17 protein-coding genes are annotated in these 17,145 nt (G+C 70.0%); 11 read left to right on the top strand and 6 right to left on the bottom strand.

Features of this window, described 5'->3' with window-relative positions; all coding sequences use genetic code 11:
- The first annotated feature begins 87 nt into the window (after window positions 1–87).
- Together AC27L4_RS23310 and AC27L4_RS23305 are read left to right on the top strand one after the other, a co-directional pair.
- A complete protein-coding gene (locus AC27L4_RS23310; protein ID WP_487144771.1) occupies window positions 88–657 on the top strand; it encodes a sigma-70 family RNA polymerase sigma factor in 570 nt (189 codons plus the stop codon).
- On the top strand, window positions 654–1,298 hold the full coding sequence (locus AC27L4_RS23305) for an NrsF family protein (protein ID WP_487144769.1): 645 nt from the start codon (window positions 654–656) through the stop codon (window positions 1,296–1,298). The genes AC27L4_RS23310 and AC27L4_RS23305 overlap by 4 nt, the downstream gene beginning before the upstream one ends.
- A 124-nt stretch (window positions 1,299–1,422) precedes the next feature.
- Here AC27L4_RS23305 and AC27L4_RS23300 read toward each other — a convergent pair whose 3' ends face one another.
- Window positions 1,423–2,532: an NAD(P)/FAD-dependent oxidoreductase gene (locus AC27L4_RS23300; protein ID WP_487144768.1), complete on the bottom strand. Its 1,110-nt coding sequence runs from the start codon at window positions 2,530–2,532 to the stop codon at window positions 1,423–1,425.
- Window positions 2,533–2,543: 11 nt separating this feature from the next.
- Window positions 2,544–3,326 (bottom strand): N-acetylmuramoyl-L-alanine amidase, encoded by a 783-nt coding sequence (locus AC27L4_RS23295; protein ID WP_487144766.1) that lies wholly within the window; start codon window positions 3,324–3,326, stop codon window positions 2,544–2,546.
- A 193-nt stretch (window positions 3,327–3,519) separates the two neighbouring features.
- On the opposite strand from AC27L4_RS23295, the gene AC27L4_RS23290 reads away from it, so the two are divergent.
- Both AC27L4_RS23290 and AC27L4_RS23285 read left to right on the top strand, forming a co-directional pair.
- Window positions 3,520–3,729 (top strand): hypothetical protein, encoded by a 210-nt coding sequence (locus AC27L4_RS23290; protein ID WP_487144764.1) that lies wholly within the window; start codon window positions 3,520–3,522, stop codon window positions 3,727–3,729.
- The gene (locus tag AC27L4_RS23285; RefSeq protein WP_487144763.1) at window positions 3,729–4,301 is read left to right on the top strand and encodes a Fic/DOC family protein; all 573 of its coding nucleotides are present in this window, start codon (window positions 3,729–3,731) and stop codon (window positions 4,299–4,301) included. Before AC27L4_RS23290 ends, AC27L4_RS23285 begins: the two co-directional genes overlap by 1 nt.
- 21 nt (window positions 4,302–4,322) lie before the next feature.
- Here AC27L4_RS23285 and AC27L4_RS23280 read toward each other — a convergent pair whose 3' ends face one another.
- The 4 genes from AC27L4_RS23280 to AC27L4_RS23265 form a co-directional block, all read right to left on the bottom strand.
- Window positions 4,323–5,210, bottom strand: a complete 888-nt coding sequence (locus AC27L4_RS23280) for an SIS domain-containing protein (protein WP_487144761.1) — start codon at window positions 5,208–5,210, stop codon at window positions 4,323–4,325.
- 129 nt (window positions 5,211–5,339) lie between these two features.
- Window positions 5,340–6,200 (bottom strand): MBL fold metallo-hydrolase, encoded by an 861-nt coding sequence (locus AC27L4_RS23275; protein ID WP_487144759.1) that lies wholly within the window; start codon window positions 6,198–6,200, stop codon window positions 5,340–5,342.
- 6 nt (window positions 6,201–6,206) lie between these two features.
- A complete protein-coding gene (locus tag AC27L4_RS23270; RefSeq protein ID WP_487144757.1) occupies window positions 6,207–7,160 on the bottom strand; it encodes a shikimate dehydrogenase family protein in 954 nt (317 codons plus the stop codon).
- Window positions 7,161–7,188: 28 nt separating this feature from the next.
- Entirely contained in the window at window positions 7,189–7,812 is a 624-nt protein-coding gene (locus AC27L4_RS23265) for a glucose-6-phosphate isomerase (RefSeq protein ID WP_487144755.1), read from the bottom strand.
- 283 nt (window positions 7,813–8,095) lie between these two features.
- Here AC27L4_RS23265 and AC27L4_RS23260 point away from each other — a divergent pair, with 283 nt between their 5' ends.
- The 7 genes from AC27L4_RS23260 to AC27L4_RS23230 all read left to right on the top strand — a co-directional run bounded on the left by AC27L4_RS23260 (window position 8,096) and on the right by AC27L4_RS23230 (window position 17,145).
- Window positions 8,096–9,064, top strand: a complete 969-nt coding sequence (locus tag AC27L4_RS23260; protein ID WP_487144753.1) for a sugar ABC transporter substrate-binding protein — start codon at window positions 8,096–8,098, stop codon at window positions 9,062–9,064.
- A 61-nt stretch (window positions 9,065–9,125) separates the two neighbouring features.
- Window positions 9,126–10,634 (top strand): sugar ABC transporter ATP-binding protein, encoded by a 1,509-nt coding sequence (locus tag AC27L4_RS23255; RefSeq protein ID WP_487144752.1) that lies wholly within the window; start codon window positions 9,126–9,128, stop codon window positions 10,632–10,634.
- Window positions 10,631–11,623, top strand: a complete 993-nt coding sequence (locus tag AC27L4_RS23250) for an ABC transporter permease (protein WP_487144750.1) — start codon at window positions 10,631–10,633, stop codon at window positions 11,621–11,623. Before AC27L4_RS23255 ends, AC27L4_RS23250 begins: the two co-directional genes overlap by 4 nt.
- An 18-nt stretch (window positions 11,624–11,641) precedes the next feature.
- Window positions 11,642–13,144 (top strand): xylulokinase, encoded by a 1,503-nt coding sequence (locus AC27L4_RS23245; protein WP_487144749.1) that lies wholly within the window; start codon window positions 11,642–11,644, stop codon window positions 13,142–13,144.
- A 30-nt stretch (window positions 13,145–13,174) separates the two neighbouring features.
- Window positions 13,175–13,933 carry an SDR family NAD(P)-dependent oxidoreductase gene (locus AC27L4_RS23240; RefSeq protein WP_487144748.1) on the top strand — a complete coding sequence of 253 codons (759 nt, stop codon included), beginning with the start codon at window positions 13,175–13,177 and terminating at the stop codon, window positions 13,931–13,933.
- 417 nt (window positions 13,934–14,350) lie between these two features.
- Window positions 14,351–15,478, top strand: a complete 1,128-nt coding sequence (locus tag AC27L4_RS23235; RefSeq protein WP_487144746.1) for a glycerol dehydrogenase — start codon at window positions 14,351–14,353, stop codon at window positions 15,476–15,478.
- Window positions 15,479–15,630: 152 nt separating this feature from the next.
- Entirely contained in the window at window positions 15,631–17,145 is a 1,515-nt protein-coding gene (locus AC27L4_RS23230; RefSeq protein ID WP_487144744.1) for an FGGY-family carbohydrate kinase, read from the top strand.

Raw genomic sequence — 17,145 nt, 5'->3', positions numbered from 1 at the left:
CACCGCTTCGTGATGGCGCTCCGGCCCGGCTCTGCGCCTATGACAGGGCCGGACGTAACCTTTGTCGGCTCCCCGGCGAACAGGACCATGTCGAACGGGCTGGACACCATCGAAGCACGGCTGGGCGGGCTGATGCGGGCAGCCCTGGCGGGCGACGCGGCGGCCTACCGGACGTTGCTGCGCGAGCTCGGCGCCCATCTGCGCCGCTACTTCCTGCGGCGGCTCGGATCGGACCGCGCGGCGGATGCGGAGGATCTGGTGCAGGAGACGCTGATGGCCGTGCATGCGCATCGCGCGACCTACGACGCCGGACGGCCCCTGACCGCCTGGGTCCACGCGATCGCGCGCTACAAGCTGATCGACCATGTCCGCCGCGGCCGTACGGCGCTGCCGCTCGAGGATGCCGAAGCGGCGCTGGCCGCCGATTCCCTGCTGGCGGGCGGGGACATCGAGGCCGCCCTGCACCGCCGCGACGTGGAGCGCGTGCTGGCGACGATCCCAGAACGCCCGAGGGAGCTGATCCGCAGGGTCAAGCTGGAGGGACATTCGATCGCCGAGACCGCCGCCCGGAGCGGCCTTTCGGAGAGCGCGGTCAAGGTCGGCATCCACCGCGGGCTGAAGGCGCTCGCGGCACGGTTCGGAGGGCGAGGCAGGTGACGAGCACCGAAGACCTCATCGAGCGTCTGGCGGGAGACCTGGAGCCGGTCGCATCCGGCGCGGTCCTGCGCCGGCTCGCCCTCGGCATCGGCGCCGGCGCGCTCGTCTCCGTCGCGATCATGCTCGCCGGGCTCGGCGTCCGGCCGGACATCGCCGCCGCAGCCGCAACCGGTCCATTCTGGATCAAGCTCGGCTACACCGCCGTGCTGGCCGTCGCCGGTCTGCAGGCGGTGGAGCGGCTCGGGCGGCCGGGCGGCCGGGCGGCGGGCGCCTTCGGCCTCGCCGCGCTGGCGATCGTCCTGGCGGGCCTCGGCGGCGCGATCGAGCTCGGCCTGGCGCCCCAGGACGAACGCGGACGCCTGCTGACGGGAGCCTCGGCCGCGGTCTGCCCCTGGCTGATCCTCGGCCTGTCGGTGCCGATCCTGGCGGGCGCGGGCTGGGCGCTGCGCGGCCTGGCGCCGACGCACCTGCCCCTCGCCGGCTGCGCCGCCGGGCTGGCCTCGGGCGGCCTCGCAGCCGCGATCTACGCCTTCCACTGCAACGAGACGGCAACCGCGTTCCTGGCGAGCTGGTATACGGCGGGCATCCTCGGCGCCGGCCTGGTCGGCGCCCTCATCGGCGGACGGCTGCTGCGCTGGTGAAGAGCCCCTCCCGAAGAAGAGGCGGGCCCCGAAGGGCCCGCAAGTCGATCTTGGGAGGGAGAGACGGGAGCAACCCGTCGAGGCCGATAAGACCCCGGATCTCCCCGCCGTGCCGTGCGAAAAATCACGCGGCGGTCGGCTCGGCCTTCAGCCAGCGATCCAGCAGGGCGACGTCGCCGGTCTCGACCGCGGCCGCCACGCGCCGCCCCACCGCCGCGCCGAACTTGTAGCCATGGCCCGAGCAGGCCGACACGACCAGGGCGCAGCCGCGCTCGGCCAGGAAGAAGCGCTCGTCGGCCGTGAAGGTGTAGGCGCAGGTGACGACATCGGCGATGGCGTATTCCTCGATCCGGGCGATCGGCGGCGAGAACCAGCGGCGGATCGCCTCCCCTTCCCCCGGCCGCGGCGTGCGGTCGGCATCGGCGTCGTCGGTCCGGACCTTGTGGCGACCGGTCCCGAACTTCAGGCCGCCCTCCGCGCTCGGCGGCACGACATAGCCGTCGGCATCGCCGCCGACATCGAGGATCACCGGCGCCCGCGCCCAGGCGGCGGCGAGGTCGGCCGGCGGCGTCACATAGGCGAGCGCCGTGCGCCAGGGCTGCAGCGACGCGGCTAGATCGGGGAACAGGCGCAGGACCCAGGCGCCGGCGGCGACCACGACGCGGTCAGCCTCGACGACCTCGCCGGATGCGGTGGCGACGCGGCCATCGTCGACATCGACGGCGACGACATCGGTGCCGGTGCGCAGCACCGCGCCGCGCTCGCGGAGCCAGGCGGCGAGGTCGGCGGCGATGCGCCGGCAATGCAGCGCTCCGCCCTCGGCGCTGAAGTAGGAATAGCGCAGGCTCGCCGGATCGAGGAAGGGATAGCGCGCTGCCGTCTCGGCCGGATCGAGCAGGCTGTAGGCATAGCCGCCGCGGTCGAGCCCTTCGCGGAAGGCCTCGGCCTCGTCGCCGGGCCGCTGCGACACGCACAGCACGCCGACGGCGTCGAGATGGCTGCGGCCGAGGTCGCGCCACATCTCGTCCCAGGCTTCGAAGGCCTCGGTGATGGTCCGCGCATAGCCGTCGGCGCCGCCATAGGCGCGGCGGATGATGCGGTGGTGGTCGCCGGAGGCGGCGAGCGGGTTGGGCAGCGGGCCGCGCTCGAACAGCGTCACCGCGTGACCGCGCTTGACCAGCGACCAGGCCGTGGCAAGGCCGGCAATGCCGCCGCCGATGATGGTGATGCGCATCGACAAACTCCTCATCGATCGCCGGCCGCCCCGGCACCGGCCAGCTTCAGGGCCGCGACGTCGCGCAGCGTCTCGATGGTCGAGGCATCGGCGATGCCGTCGACCCGTTCCTGGCGGAAATGGCGCTGGAACGCGCGCACCACCGCCGCCGTCAGGTCGTCATAGCGGCCGGTGACGGCGATGCCGTAGCCCAGCATGGCGAACATGGCCTGCAGCGCCTCGACCGGCTGGCCTTCGTCGCCGGGCGAGAAGAAACGGCCACCGCGGATCGGCGCCGGCGGCACCCACAGCCCGGCGCCGGCCTCCGCCAGCCGCCGCCAGTCGAACAATTCGCCCGGGTCCTCCTTGCGCAGCGGCGCGATGTCGGAATGGGCGAGCACGAACTCGGGCCGGATGGCCCAGCGCCGCACGATATCGGCGGACAGCGCCGTCACCGCCGCCATCTGCGCCTCGGGAAAGGCGACATAGCCCCATTCATGACCGGGATTGACGATCTCGATGCCGATCGAGCGCGAGTTGATGTCCTCCAGGCCGGCCCAGATCGACCGCCCGGCATGCCAGGCGCGCCGCGCCTCCGGCACCATCTGCAGCACGCGCCCGTCCTCGAACACGAAATAGTGGCAGGACACCTCGGCCAGCGGGTCGGCGAGCTTGCGCAGCGCCGAGGCCGCATCCGGCATGCCGGTATAATGGAGGATCAGCATGGACGGCGCGAGGCCGCCGGCCCGTTCGCCATGATTGGGCGAGGGATGGACTTTCGCGGCGATCGGACTGTCGGGTGCGGGCAAGGCCATGGCGTCATGTGCCGCGAATGGCGGCTGATGACAACGGGGATGTGATCCGGTCGGGGGAAGCAAGAGCCGTGCCCAAAGGCCCCGCGCTCGTTGACATCTTGCATTTGGCTCATTGCAGCCGCCATTATGGGATACCGTGATGCCACGATACCGATGGCCATCGCCCGGCTCACGGAGACCCGACCGAGGACATATGAAGAAGACCATTGGGGGACCAAAGTCTGGCGAGGCCGGTTACGTGCTCGGGCAGCGCGCGTTCGCGGCGATCACGGCTGTTGAAGGAATCAGCCTCAGCGCGGCAAGCCGCAAGCGACTTGCCGACATGAAGAAACGCGAGCTTTCACCCAGCGACCAGCGCCTCGAGGTGATCCGCGCCTATCGAGACGCCAAGTCGCGCGGGTGATGTCGCTCGACTACGACGCCTTCGACGACCCATACGCCTACAAGGGTACGACGACTCTCAAGAACAAGCTCGGTCTGCGCGATCCCGCTTTGCTCGAAGCGTTTGAGCTCGAGATGACGACATTGCGCGCCAGCGAGGCTCTACCGCGTGGCCGATACGATCCACATCACTATCGTCGCATCCATCGACATCTGTTCCAGGACGTGCACAGCTGGGCGGGCAAGTACCGCACGGTCCGCACGGCAAAAGGCGGGAATGCCTTTTGCTTTCCGGAATACATCGACGGTGAGATGAACCGGCTCTTCGCCACGCTCCCGGCGGCGCTCGAAGCGGAGACCGCCGAGCAGTTCCTCGCTGAAGCGGCACGTTTCCTTGCTGAGCTGAACGCCATCCACCCGTTCCGGGAAGGCAATGGCCGCTCGCAGCTCGCCTTCATGGCAGTGCTCGGCGAAGCTTCCGGATTTCCGCTCGATTTCGCGCTTGTCAGACGCGACACATTCCTTCCGGCGATGATCGCGAGTTACACGGGCGATCTTGCGCCATTGATTGTCGAACTCAGGCTTCTGCTGTGACGCAGCCGCCCCGCCCCGCCCTCACCCGCCCTCGTCCAGGCGCAGGCGGTTGAGCTGGCGCTTCATCGCCTCGAAGCGCTGCAGGTGGCCATCGCGGCGGCGCAGGGCGACGGCGGTGGAGAGCACGTCGATCACCACCAGGGCGGCGATGCGCGAGATGGTCGGGGTGTAGATGTCGGTGTTGTCGAGGGTCTCGACGATCAGCGCCACGTCGGCTTCGGCGGCGAGCGGCGAGTCCGAGCCGGTGATGGCGATGACCGCGGCGCCGCCGGCCCGCGCCGTGCGGGCAACGTCGAGGATGGACAGCGTGCGGCCGGTGTTGGAGATGACCACGGCGACGTCGCCGGGCCGCATCATCGAGGCGGCCATGACCTGCTGGTGCGAGTCCTGCTGCGCCCCGCATGGCACGCCGAACAGCGGGAACTTCTGCTGGGCGTCGTGGGCGACGACGCCGGAGGCGCCGAAGCCGAAGAACTCGATGGCGCGCGCCGCCTCGAGCAGGGCGATGGCCCGGGCCAGCGCCGCCTTGTCGAGATGGTGGCGGGCCCAGTCGAGGCTGGTGATGGTGTAGTCGAAGATCTTCTCGACGATCGCCTCGGGCCCGTCCGTGCCGAGCAGGACGGAATGGGTGGCCGGGGTGCCCAGCGCCAGGGCGTGGGCGAGCCGGAGCTTGAAATCTTGGAAGCCGGTGCAGCCGACGGCGACGCAGAAGCGGATCACGGTCGGCTGGCTGACATCGGCGAAGGCGGCTGTGTCGGCCAGGGTGGCGCTCGGCACCCGGTGGGGATCGGCGAGCACGGCCTCGGCGACCTTGCGCTCGGACTTGCGCAGGTCGGCGCTGGCCATGCGCACGACCTCCAGGATGTTCTGGGTGGTGACGCGCGGCGCGGAGTGGTCAAGCAACGACATCGTTCGATCCCCTCACCCGGATCAGGCCCATGCGGCGCCCGCCTTTGCGCATTGATTCGGGCTCGCGACGCAACTCCCTGAAAGGAAATGCCTTTCAGCCGGAAATCCGACGCGGCTTCAACCGAAACATTAATCCCGATGCAGGGTGTAAGCCATCTGCGTCCGCGCACGCGCCAGCGCGAAGGGCGCGGCTGCGACGGCTGCATCGATGGTCGCCGGGTCGGCGGTGTTGAAGGCGAACAGGCCGTAATGATGGGCGATCATCGCCGGGATGCGGCAGGCCGCGCACAGCGCCACGGCCTCATCCAGGGTGAAGTTGCCGGCAAAGCCGGCCTGCCGCAGCCTGTCCGAACGGCCGTTGACCGGAAGCAGCGCCAGGTCGGCGCCGAGCGCCGCCACTTCCTGGCGCTGGCCGTCGAAGGGCATGGTGTCGCCGGAATGGAAGACCGTGAAGCCGCCGGCCGTCAGGGCATAGCCGAGGAAACGGTGTCGCCCGTCCTCGTCCCGCTCCAGCGTCTCGTGGGCGGCGCGCACCGCCCGCACGCGCAGTCCCGGCAGAGGCTCGGCCGCCGCGCCGGCATCGAGCGGGATCAGCCGATCCTCGCCGACGCCGATGCGCTCGCGCGCCTGGGCCAGGGCGGCGGCGGGCACGACGAAGCGCAGCCGCGGGTGCAGGCGCGCCAGCGGCGCCAGCGTCCCCGGGTCCATGTGATCGGTGTGCTGGTGGGTGCACAGCACGAGGTCGAGGCCGGCGAGGCCTTCCGGGGTGACCGGCGGCGGCATCATCCGCTCGTGCGGGAAGGGCGTGCCGGCATATTTCCGGGCCAGCGAGTCGGAGAGATAGGGATCGATGACGACACGGTGTCCGCCGGCGTCGAGGATGAAGCCGGCCTGGCCGAGCCAGTGCAGCACGGTTCCCGCCCCGGCTGGCGCCGCCAGCCGGGGGGCCAGGGGGCCGCCGAACGCCGTCTCGACCAGCCCGATCCCCATCGCCGCTCAGCTCCTGGACGCTTCGGCGGCGATCGCCGCGATCGCGTCGAAACGCGGGCCGGAGGTCGGGATGTCGATGTGGAACACCTCGGCGATCACCTGGGTCCAGCCATGGATGAAGTAGGTCCAGCCGTCCTCGATCTGCAGGTTGCGCTCGGCCTGCTGGCGCCGGGCCTGGTCGAGGAAAACGAGGTCGCCGCGGTAGTTGAGGTCCCAGGCGATGCCGTCCCGGGGGAAGCGCGCCGCGTCGGTCAGGGGCGAGCCCGGCGCGTCCTTGCCCAGGCCGGTGGCGTTGATCACCAGCGAGCCGGGCTTGAGGCCGGCCAGCACCGCGTCATTGTCGGCTGGCGTCGGTGCCAGCACGTAGTCCACCGGGACGCGGGCGCCGAGCGCGGCATGGATGCGGCGGATCTCGTCGAGGCGGTGCTGGCTGCGGTTGGAGACGATGATGCGCGAGGGCACGTCGGCGCCGCGCTCGGCGCGCATCATGTGCCAGGTGAGCGCGATGGTCGAGCCGCCGGCGCCGATCGAGAACAGCTCGGCGCCCGTGCGGGCGAAATGCTGCGGCGGCAGGAAGCTGTCGAGCGCCAGGCCGGAGGAGATCGGGTCCTTGGCGTGGCAGACGAGGCGCCCGCCCTGCTTGGACAGGCAGCTGGTCTCGTCCATGAAGCGCGCATGCGGGTCGATCTCGTCGAACAGGTCGCGGCAGGCCTTGTAGAGATCGATCTTGTGGGTGGTGACGAGGGCGCCGAGCGAGAGCGGATCGGCCTTGATGAAGGCCACCGCCTCGCGATAGGCGGCGGGATCGGCGTGCAACGGAAAGTCGATGCCCTTGATCACGGCGCCGTCGAGGCCGAGATGGGCGGCCCAGGCCGGGAACACCCGCATGATCGAGCTCTTCGTCGTGGTCACGCCGATGAAATAGAAGGTCGGCTGAGTGGCGGGCGTGTAGCGGGTCATGGGCGGCTCTCGCGGGATCGGGATCAGGTCACGCTTGGGCCAGGATGCTGTCGACCAGCGCTGCCGGCCGGAAGCTGTAGGAGGCGTTGTCGACCGCCGTCCAGCCGCCGCGGCCGTCGTCGACGATGCGGCTGCGCATGCCGCCGGCCTTGGCGATGATGTCGTAGTCCTGGCCGGAGTCGGCGGGATAGGCGAAGGTCATGACCAGCTCGGTCGTGCCGGTGTTGACCGAGCGGTGGATCCAGTAGGGCGGCACGTAGCACAGGGTGCGCGGGCCGATCTCGACCGTGCGGATCTCGCCGGCCGGCGACTCCAGCAGCATCAGGCCGTGGCCGCTCTCGCCATAATACATTTCCGGGCGGTTGGCGTTGGCGTGGATATGCCCGCGGGTGAGGAAATATTCACGGCCGACCTTGCCGGGCAGCATGCGCGTCACGCCGATGATCATGTCGCCGGCATCGTTCGAAGGCTTGTAGTCCGTCACCTCGTAGACGACCGTGTCGCCCATCCGCTCGCGCAGGGCGCGATAGGCAGCCTCGTCCTCGTAGAGGCCTTCGAGGTCGGCAAGCGTCTTGGTGTAGCGGTTGGTCGCTCCCTTGAGCTCGCCGCCGGCGACGTCGACGAGGCAGATTCCCGGCTCGCGCAATGACATTCAGGCCTCCGATCGCTGTGGACGGCATGGCGACAAGGCCATGCCGAATTTGTAGCAATGCTACATCGACCTAACCCCAATATCAAGCGCAGTGCCGAAATCGTGTGCAAAATCGCGATTTTCGTTGCAAGGTCGGCAATATGACACCACTAAATTTTCACGAATGTTATTTCACTTCAAATTCGTATTGAAAATCACGCTTGACCGGCTTAAGATTTTGTATCTATGCTACAAAACAGGGCCGACAAAGAGCGCCCGTGACCGACGATTGGTGGAGGAAACGATGACCAGAGCCCTTCCAGCCTGCGTGCTGGCGGCCGCCCTTGCGGCGGGCAGCCTTGGCGCGGCCCAGGCAGCCGACTGCAAGGTCGGCGTCGCCATGTACACGCTGAACGCGCCCTACTTCGCCGCCCAGGAGGCAGCCGCGGTCGATCAGGCCAAGAAGGCGGGCTGCGACGTGTCGACGGCCGACGGCCAGAACGACATGGGCAAGCAGATCTCCGACGTCGAGGACATGGTCGCCAAGGGCATCAACCTGCTGATCCTCAATCCGCGCGATCCCGAAGGACTGGTGGCGGCCGCCAACGCCGCCTCGGCCGCCGGCGTCAAGGTCGTGGTGATGGATTCCAGCATCAACACCAAGGCCAACGTCATCACCCAGGTGCGTTCCTCCAACGACCAGAACGGCTTCCTCGTCGGCCAGTGGCTGGCCAAGAAGATGCAGGGCAAGCCGGTGAAGATCCTGCTGCTGTCCGGCGCCCAGGGCAACGAGGTCGGCCGCGACCGCCGCCTCGGCGTGTTCCGCGGCCTGGTCGAGGGCCAGCTCGTCAACGAAGGCAAGTCCGGCTTCCAGGTGCTCGGCCAGGGCTGGGGCGGCTGGTCGCACGAGGGTGGGCTGAAGGCGGCGGAGGACCTGCTCCAGGCGCATCCCGACACCACCGTCATCCTCGGCGAGAACGACTCCATGGCCCTCGGCGCCATGAAGGCGCTGGAAGCGGCCGGCAAGGGCGACGTGCTGGTGCTCGCCGCCGCCGACGGCCAGAAGGAGGCGCTCGCCCTGATCAAGGACGGCAAGTACGGCGCCACCGGCCTCAACGACCCCGACCTCGTCGCCCGCACCGCCGTGGATATCGGCCTCAAGGCGCTCAAGGGCGAGCTGCCGGCCGACTTCCCGAAGCTGGAGCTGACCAAGCCCGACGTGATCACCCAGGAGAACGTCGACAAGTACTACCGCAAGGACGCGGTGTTCTGAGCGAGACCGGGGCCGGCGGCCGTCGAGGCTGCCGGCCCGCCGCATCGGGCCGGGGCCACCAATGACCGAACTCGCCAAGCTCACGGGGATCACCAAGTCGTTCGGCGGCGTGCACGCGCTCAAGGGCGTGGACTTCGACGTGCAGGCCGGCGAGGTCCACGCCCTTCTCGGCGAGAACGGCGCCGGCAAGTCGACCCTGATGCGCGTGCTCGGCGGCGAGATGCTGCCGAGCAGCGGCGCGGTGGTGATCGGCGGCGAGACCGTGCATTTCCGCGACCCGCGCGACGCGCGGGCTCGCGGCATCGCCGTCATCCACCAGGAGCTGGCCCTCGCCCCCGACCTCACCGTGGCCGAGAACATCTTCCTCGGCGAGCTGCCGGGACTGATCTCGTGGCGCGGCCTGAAGCAGCGCGCCCGCGAGCTGATCCAGCGGCTCGGCTTCGACATCGACCCGGGCCAGCGCGTCGGCAGCCTCGCGGTCGCCTACCAGCAGGTGGTGGAAATCGCCAAGGCGCTGTCGCGCGAGGTCCGGATCATCGTCTTCGACGAGCCGACCGCCGTGCTCTCCACCCAGGACGCCGAGCGGCTGCACCGCATCATCGCCACGCTGCGCGGCCAGGGTGTCGGCGTCGTCTACATCTCCCATCGCCTCGACGAGGTGTTCAGCATCTCCGACCGCATGACCGTGCTGAAGGACGGCCAGTTGGTCGGCACAGTCGCGGCCCGAGACGTCGGTGTCGACGACATCATCCGTATGATGGTCGGACGGCCGCTCGCCGCCCTGTTCCCGCCCAAGAGCGAGCGCCGGCTCGGGGCCGAGCTGCTCAAGGTCGAGGGCCTCCAGGCCGGGCGCAAGGTGCAGGACGTCAGCTTCAGCGTCCGTGCCGGCGAGATCGTCGGCCTCGGCGGGCTGGTCGGCTCCGGCCGCACCGAGGTGGCCCGCCTGATCTTCGGCGCCGACCGGCTCGACGCCGGCTCGATCACGCTCGAAGGCAAGGCCGTGCGCCTGCGTTCTCCCAGGGACGCGGTGGCCGCCGGCGTCGCCCTGGTGCCGGAGGACCGCAAGCAGCAGGGCGTCGTCCTCGACAAGGCCATCCGCGTCAACGCCACCATGGCGCGCATGTCGGCGGTCTCGACGGCGTTCGGCGTGCTGCGCCAGGCCGTCGAGCGCAAGGCCGTCAACGAGCTCGGCCGCAGCCTGCGGCTCAAGGCCGCCAGCATCGAGGCGCCGGTCTCCAGCCTTTCCGGCGGCAACCAGCAGAAGGTGGTGCTGGCCAAGTGGTTCCATGCCGGCGGCAACATCGTGCTGCTGGACGAGCCGACCCGCGGCGTCGACGTCGGCGCCAAGACCGAGATCTACACCCTCGTCAACCAGCTCGCCGAATCCGGCAAGGCGGTGCTGGTCATCTCCTCCGAGCACCAGGAGCTGTTCGGCCTGTGCGACCGCATCCTGGTGATGGGCGAGGGCCGGCTGCGCGGCGAGCTGCGGCCGGAGCGCTACAGCGAGGAGAACCTCCTGTCCCTGGCCATGCGGCGCGCCCACGAACCTCAAGGCGGTGAAACACCATGACAGTCGCGAGCGAAACCAGCACCGAGACGCGCAAGCGCAAGCTCGACCTCGCCGACGCGCTGCAACGCTTCGGCACACTCGGCATCTTCGTGGTGCTGGTGGTGGTGGCGAGCCTGTGGTCGGACAGCTTCCTGACCAAGGTCAACATCCTCAACGTGCTGCGTCAGGTCGCCGCCGGCGCCGGCATCATGGCGGTCGGCATGCTGTTCGTCATCCTGACGCGCGGCATCGACCTGTCGGTCGGCTCCGTCTCGGCGCTGGGCAGCGTGCTGTCGGCCTATTTCATCGCCATCTCCGGCTACGGCGTCGCGACCAGCATCATCCTGGTGGTGCTCGCCGGCGCGGCCTGCGGACTGGTGACCGGCTTCTTCACCGCCTACATGCGCCTGCCTTCCTTCGTCATGTCGCTGGCGATGATGGCGATCGCCCGCGGCCTGTCGCTGATCATCTCCGAGGGCCGGCCGATCCCGCTCGGCGACGGCGGCGACGCGCTCGCCGCCTTCGGCTCGGGCTTCCTGTTCGGCATCCCCCAGCCGGTGGTGCTGATGTTCGTGGTCTTCATCGTCGCCGGCGGCGTGCTCAACTTCACCCGCTTCGGCCGGGTGATCACGGCGATCGGCTCGAACGAGGAGGCGGTGCGCCTGTCGGGCATCGCCCTGCCGCGCTACGTGCTGGCGGTCTATGTGATCTCCGGGGCGCTCGCCGCGGTCGCCGGCATCATCTCCTCGGCCCGCACCGGTGTCGGCTCGGCGCAGGTCGGCGTCGGCGCCGAGCTCAACGTCATCGCCGCGGTGGTGATCGGCGGCGCCAGCCTGATGGGCGGGCGCGGCGGCGTCATCAACACCCTGCTCGGCGCGCTGGTGATGGGCATCATCGCCAACATCATGAACCTGGCCGGCGTGCCGGGCTATCACCAGCAGGTCTATATGGGCTTGATCATCGTCGTCGCCATGCTGATCCAGTACGGTACCGGCTCCCTGAAGCACTGAGCCGCGCCGGAGACGCCGATGGCCCGCGACCTGACCCTCTCCATCGATGTCGGCACGGGCAGCGTCCGCGCCGCCCTGGTCGACGGCAAGGGCGAGATCCTGCACATCGCCAGCCGCGAGCACGACCAGATCGTGCCGGCCTTCGGCTGGGCCGAGCAGCGGCCGCTCGACTGGTGGGCCGGCGTCGCCGCCGCCATCCGCGCCAGCCTCGCGGCGGTCGAGGGCGCGCGCGAGCGCATCGCCGCCGTCGCAGCCTGCGGCCAGATGCACGGCACCGTGCTGGTCGACGCGGCCGGCCGGCCGACGCGCGACAGCGTGCCCCTGTGGAACGACAAGCGCACGGTCGACATCGTCTCCGCCTTCGAGCGGGCCAACCCGCCGCAGACCTACCTTGCCGAAAGCGGCAACCCGCCGACGCCGGCCTGGCCGGGCTTCAAGCTCGCCTGGCTGCGCGATCACGACCCGCAGGCCTATCGCGCCGCGGCCGCGGTGATCATGCCCAAGGACTTCATCAACCTGCGTCTCACGGGCGAGATCGCCATGGACTCGGGCGATGCGTCCTGCAGCTTCCTGATGAACCCGGGCTCGCGCGCCTGGTCGGCGGCGATGATCGAACGTCTCGGCCTCGACGCGGCCAAGCTGCCGCCGATCCGCGAGCCGCTCGACATCCTCGGCCGGGTGACATCGGCCGCCGCGGCCGAGACGGGGCTCGTCGAGGGTACGCCGGTCCTGGTCGGCGGCGCCGACTATCCCGTGGCGCTGCTCGGCTCGGGCGCCTGCCGGCCGGGCCTCGCCTCCGACGTCACCGGCACCTCCTGCATCCTGACCCTGATCGCCGACGCGCCGCTGCTCGACCCGGAAATCTCCAACGTCGCCACCGTGGAGGGCCACTGGGGCCCGTTCGTGCTGCTGGAGACCGGGGGCGACGCCATGCGCTGGGCCCGCCGCGCGCTGCACGAGAAGGGGCTCGGCTATGACGAGATCGTCAAGCGGGCGTCCGAGGCGCCGGCGGGCGCCGCCGGCCTGTTCTTCATGCCCTATCTCACCGGCGAGCGGCTCGGCGCCCATCGCAACGCCCGCGCCCAGTTCTTCGGCATCGGCGCGGCGCATGGGCTGCCGCATCTGCACCGGGCGGTGCTGGAAGGGGTCGCCTTCGCGGCCGCGCGGCACCTGCGGATCATGGAGCGGGCCGCCGGCACCCGGCTCGAGCGGGTGATCGCCTCGGGCGGCGGCGTCAAGACGGCGCTGTGGCTGAAGATCAAGGCCAGCATCTACGGCATCCCGGTCGTGGTACCGAAGGAGGCCGAGTGCGGCGTGATCGGCTGCGCCGCCATGGCCGCGACCGCCACCGGCCGCTTCGCCCGCATCGAGGACGCGGTGGCCGCCTATGTCCGCCACACCGAGGAAATCCAGCCCGACCCCGACTGGGCGCGCACCTATGCGCGGATGCAGCCGGTGTTCGACCGCCTCTACGCCCACAGCCAGGCGCTCTACGACGACCTCGACGCCCTGGCGCGCTGACGTCGGCTTCCGCTACCAAGAGAGAGACCCATGCAAGAGATCATCGCCACCTTCCGTCCCGACCTGTTCGCCGGCAAGCGCGTCCTCGTCTCCGGTGCGTCGAGCGGCATCGGCCTCGCCATCGCCCAGGGCTTCGCCCGGCTCGGCGCCGAGGTGATCGCCACCGGCACCTCCGAGGACAAGCTGACGGCGGAGCGCGCCGACCCGGCGAACAAGGGCATCCGCTTCGCCGTGCTCGACGTGCGCGACCGCAAGGCGGTCGACGCCTTCGTCGGTGCGCTGCCGGGCCTCGACGTGCTGGTCAACGCCGCCGGCGTCGCCCGGCCGGAGGCGGAGTATGAGGAGGAGGCCTATCTCCACGTCATCGACGTCAACCTCAACGCCGCCATGCGGCTGTCGATGGCGGCCAAGCCGCTGCTGACCAAGTCGAAGGGCGCGATCATCAACATCGCGTCGATGCTGAGCTACCTCGCCGACGACTCGGTGCCGGCCTATTGCGCCAGCAAGACCGGCATCGTCGGCCTGACGCGCGCCCTCGCCCACCGCTTCGGCCCGGACGGCGTGCGCGTCAACGCCATCGCCCCCGGCTACCACAAGACCGCCATGACCAAGGCGCTCTGGTCCGACCCGGATCCGGCGGGCAAAATCGAGCGCAAGGCGGCGCTGAAGCGCTGGGGTACGGTCGACGACCTCGTCGGCACGGCGCTGTTCTTCGCCTCCCCGGCCTCCGTCTTCGTCACCGCGACCACCCTGCCGGTCGATGGCGGCTACGTCGTCAGCGGCTTCTGAGCTCCGGAGCAGGAACGCGCGCCACCCCGATCGTCATGGCCGGACTTGATCCCATGGGCGCTAAGATAAGTAATCGGCGGGGAAATGGGCTTACCCGTTCAATCGCGTCATGGCCGGACTTGATCCGGCCATGACGGCTGAGAGGGCGTCGCCTTAGCAGGCTGCTGAAAAACTGCTTTGTTCACGGGACGTGCCGCAATCGGAATGAGTCCGAAGCCGAATCGAACCGGGTACATCGGGGACTTTTTCAGCAGCCTGTTAGAGCGGTTTTCCGAATCGTGCGGATCGGAAACCGCTCTAGCCGCGATATCCGCCATGGACGGGAAGATTGACAGGCTCCCGCCCCTGAGCGTAATTCGTCACACAAATACACTGAATTCACTTTTGTGAATTTCCCAACGGATCGGGGAGGCCGACATGGCTGAGACACAGGGCTGGCGCAGCGCCACCGGGCGCGCCTTCGGCGGACCGGGCAAGTACATCCAGCGCGCCGGCGAGATCGGTCGCCTGGCCGACCACCTGGCCAGCCTGGGCCGGAACGCCTTCCTGCTGGTCGACGGCTTCGTGCTCGACGCCATGGGCCCGGCGATCCGCACCAGCCTGGAGAGCGGCGGCCTGGCGGTCAGCGTCGAGCGCTTCGGCGGCGAGTGCTGCACCGAGGAGATCGAGCGGGTCACGGCCCTGGTGAAGGCGGCGGGCGCCGACATCGTCGTCGGCATCGGCGGCGGCAAGACCGCCGACACCGCCAAGGTCGCGGCCGTCGCCAACCAGGCGCGCATCGCCATCGTGCCGACCATCGCCTCCACCGACGCGCCCTGCAGCGCCATCGCCGTGCGCTACAACAGCCACGGCGTCTTCCAGGAGGCGATCTCCCTGCCGCGCAACCCCGACATCGTCGTGGTCGACAGCGCCCTGATCGCCAAGGCGCCGGTGCGCTTCCTGGTCGCCGGCATCGGCGACGCGCTCTCGACCTGGTTCGAGGCGCGCTCGAACCTGGAATCGCGCTCCAACAACTATATCCGCCCCGGCCTGCCGGCCCCCGAGGCCGGTGTCGCCATCGCCCGTGCCTGCCACGAGGTGCTGATGCGCGACGCCCTCGCCGCCAAGCTCGCATGCGAGCGCGGCGCGCTGACGCCGGCGGTCGAGGCCATCATCGAGGCCAACACGCTGCTCAGCGGCCTGGGCTTCGAGAATTGCGGCGTCTCGGCCGCGCACGGCATCCATGACGGCCTGACCGTGCTCGACGAGACCCACGGCTTCTACCACGGCGAGAAGGTCGCCTTCGGCGTGCTCTGCCTCCTGATGCTGGAAGGCCGGCCGCTGGCCGAGATCGAGGCGACGGCCCGGTTCTGCCGTTCGGTCGGCCTGCCGACGACCCTGGCCGACCTCAGGCTCGGCCAGGCGAGCGCCGCCGACATCACGCGCGTCGCGGAAGCCTCGCTCAAGCCGGGCTCCTCCACCTGGCGGGTCGCCGTGCCGCTCTCGGTCGAGATCGTGCGCGACGCCATCCTGGCCCTCGACGCCTTTACATCCCGCCTGAGCTGAGGGCGGGTTCGCGAAGAATCGTATCAGACGCGACGCCGGCCGATTCCCTCCCCCTTGCGGGGAGGGAAGACTCAGGCGTCGCGGCAAGACCGGAACCGTGGCATCTCGCACTGCCGCAGGCAAAACAGACAGGCCCGGCATAGGTGGACCAAATGACGCTCCTCCTCGGCCTCGACTTCGGCACCGGCGGTATCCGGGCCGGCGTGTTCGACCTCGAGCGTGCTGCCATGCTCGGCGAGCGCGAGGTGCAATACGCCACGCGCTATCCCCAGCCCGGCTGGGCCGAGCAGTCGCCGGCCGAATGGTGGGAGGCGCTCGGCCGGGCGGTGCGCGCGCTGATGCGCGACCTCGGCACGCCGTCCATCGACGGGGTCTCGCTCGCCACCACCGCCTCCACCGTGGTCGCCTGCCGGCGGGACGGCACGCCGCTGCGTCCGGCGCTGCTGTGGATGGACTGTCGCGCCGCCCGCGAGGCGGATCTGACGGCCCGCTCCGGCCATCCGGTGCTCGCCTATGCCGGCGGCGGCGATGCGGCGGAATGGCTGGTGCCCAAGGCGATGTGGCTCGCCGCCCACGAGCCGGAGGTCTATACCGGGGCCGACATCATCTGCGAGTGCCTCGACTATATGAACTTCATGCTGACCGGCCGCTGGGTCGGCTCGCGCATGAACGCGACCTGCAAGTGGAACTACGACACCGTCGCCGGCCGCTTCCACGAAGACCTGTTCGCTGCCCTCGGCGTGCCGGACCTTTCGGCGAAGCTGCCGGCCGAGATCTTTCCGGTCGGCGCGCCGGTCGCGCCGCTCAGCGCCGCGGCGGCGGAGCATCTCGGCCTCGCCAACCGGCCGATGCTGGCGCAGGGCGGCATCGACGCGCATATCGGCATGGTCGCCGCCGACACCATGGCGCCGGGCGAGCTCCTGATGATCGGCGGCACGTCGGTCGTGCACCTGTTCCAGCTGCCGGCGCAGGCGCCGGTCACCGGCTTCTGGGGCCCCTACCCCAACGCCCTGGTCGACGATCACTGGCTGGTCGAGGCCGGGCAGGTCTCCGCCGGCTCGGTGCTGTCCTGGTTCTCCAAGGAGCTGTTCCGCCTCGACGCCGCGGGCCTGGAGGCGTTGTGGCAGGAGGCCGAGGCGCTGCCGGTCGGCGGCGCCGGGCTGCTGACGCTCGACTATTTCATGGGCAACCGCACGCCCTACCGCGACCCGCTGCTGCGCGGGGCGGTGCTGGGCCTGTCGCTCGGCCATGACCGGGCCGCCCTCTACCGCTCGGCCGTCGAGGGCGTGGCGCTCGCCTCCGCCCATGTGCTCCGGCGCATGGGCGAGCTCGGCGTCTCCTGCCGGCGCATCGTCTCGTCCGGCGGCTATGCCAGGAACCGGCTGTGGCTGCGGGCCACCGTGGACGCGATCGGCCGGCCGGTGCAGCTCATGCCCGAGGCGAACCTCACCATCATCGGCGCTGCCGCCTGCGCCGCGGCCGGCGCCGGCCTGGCAGCCGACCTGTTCGCGGCGGCGAAGGCCGTGGCCCAGCCGGCGGTGACCATCGAGCCGGACATGGCGGCGCATGCCCGCTACAACGAGCTGCTCGACGATTATCTCGAGGCGACGACGCTGCTGACGCCGCTGTCGCACCGCCTCGCGGCCCGCCAGCTCGGGGGTGCCTGA

The organism is Labrys sp. Lb11 (assembly GCF_057554225.1).
This window is presented reverse-complemented; position numbering and strand designations above follow the sequence as displayed.

Coding starts and splice junctions, on each gene's coding strand:
- AC27L4_RS23310 (WP_487144771.1), top strand. CDS start 88: ATGTCGAACGGGCTGGACACCATCGAAGCACGGCTGGGCGGGCTGATG.
- AC27L4_RS23300 (WP_487144768.1), bottom strand. CDS start 2,532: ATGCGCATCACCATCATCGGCGGCGGCATTGCCGGCCTTGCCACGGCC.
- AC27L4_RS23295 (WP_487144766.1), bottom strand. CDS start 3,326: ATGGCCTTGCCCGCACCCGACAGTCCGATCGCCGCGAAAGTCCATCCC.
- AC27L4_RS23290 (WP_487144764.1), top strand. CDS start 3,520: ATGAAGAAGACCATTGGGGGACCAAAGTCTGGCGAGGCCGGTTACGTG.
- AC27L4_RS23285 (WP_487144763.1), top strand. CDS start 3,729: ATGTCGCTCGACTACGACGCCTTCGACGACCCATACGCCTACAAGGGT.
- AC27L4_RS23280 (WP_487144761.1), bottom strand. CDS start 5,210: ATGTCGTTGCTTGACCACTCCGCGCCGCGCGTCACCACCCAGAACATC.
- AC27L4_RS23275 (WP_487144759.1), bottom strand. CDS start 6,200: ATGGGGATCGGGCTGGTCGAGACGGCGTTCGGCGGCCCCCTGGCCCCC.
- AC27L4_RS23270 (WP_487144757.1), bottom strand. CDS start 7,160: ATGACCCGCTACACGCCCGCCACTCAGCCGACCTTCTATTTCATCGGC.
- AC27L4_RS23265 (WP_487144755.1), bottom strand. CDS start 7,812: ATGTCATTGCGCGAGCCGGGAATCTGCCTCGTCGACGTCGCCGGCGGC.
- AC27L4_RS23260 (WP_487144753.1), top strand. CDS start 8,096: ATGACCAGAGCCCTTCCAGCCTGCGTGCTGGCGGCCGCCCTTGCGGCG.
- AC27L4_RS23255 (WP_487144752.1), top strand. CDS start 9,126: ATGACCGAACTCGCCAAGCTCACGGGGATCACCAAGTCGTTCGGCGGC.
- AC27L4_RS23250 (WP_487144750.1), top strand. CDS start 10,631: ATGACAGTCGCGAGCGAAACCAGCACCGAGACGCGCAAGCGCAAGCTC.
- AC27L4_RS23245 (WP_487144749.1), top strand. CDS start 11,642: ATGGCCCGCGACCTGACCCTCTCCATCGATGTCGGCACGGGCAGCGTC.
- AC27L4_RS23240 (WP_487144748.1), top strand. CDS start 13,175: ATGCAAGAGATCATCGCCACCTTCCGTCCCGACCTGTTCGCCGGCAAG.
- AC27L4_RS23235 (WP_487144746.1), top strand. CDS start 14,351: ATGGCTGAGACACAGGGCTGGCGCAGCGCCACCGGGCGCGCCTTCGGC.
- AC27L4_RS23230 (WP_487144744.1), top strand. CDS start 15,631: ATGACGCTCCTCCTCGGCCTCGACTTCGGCACCGGCGGTATCCGGGCC.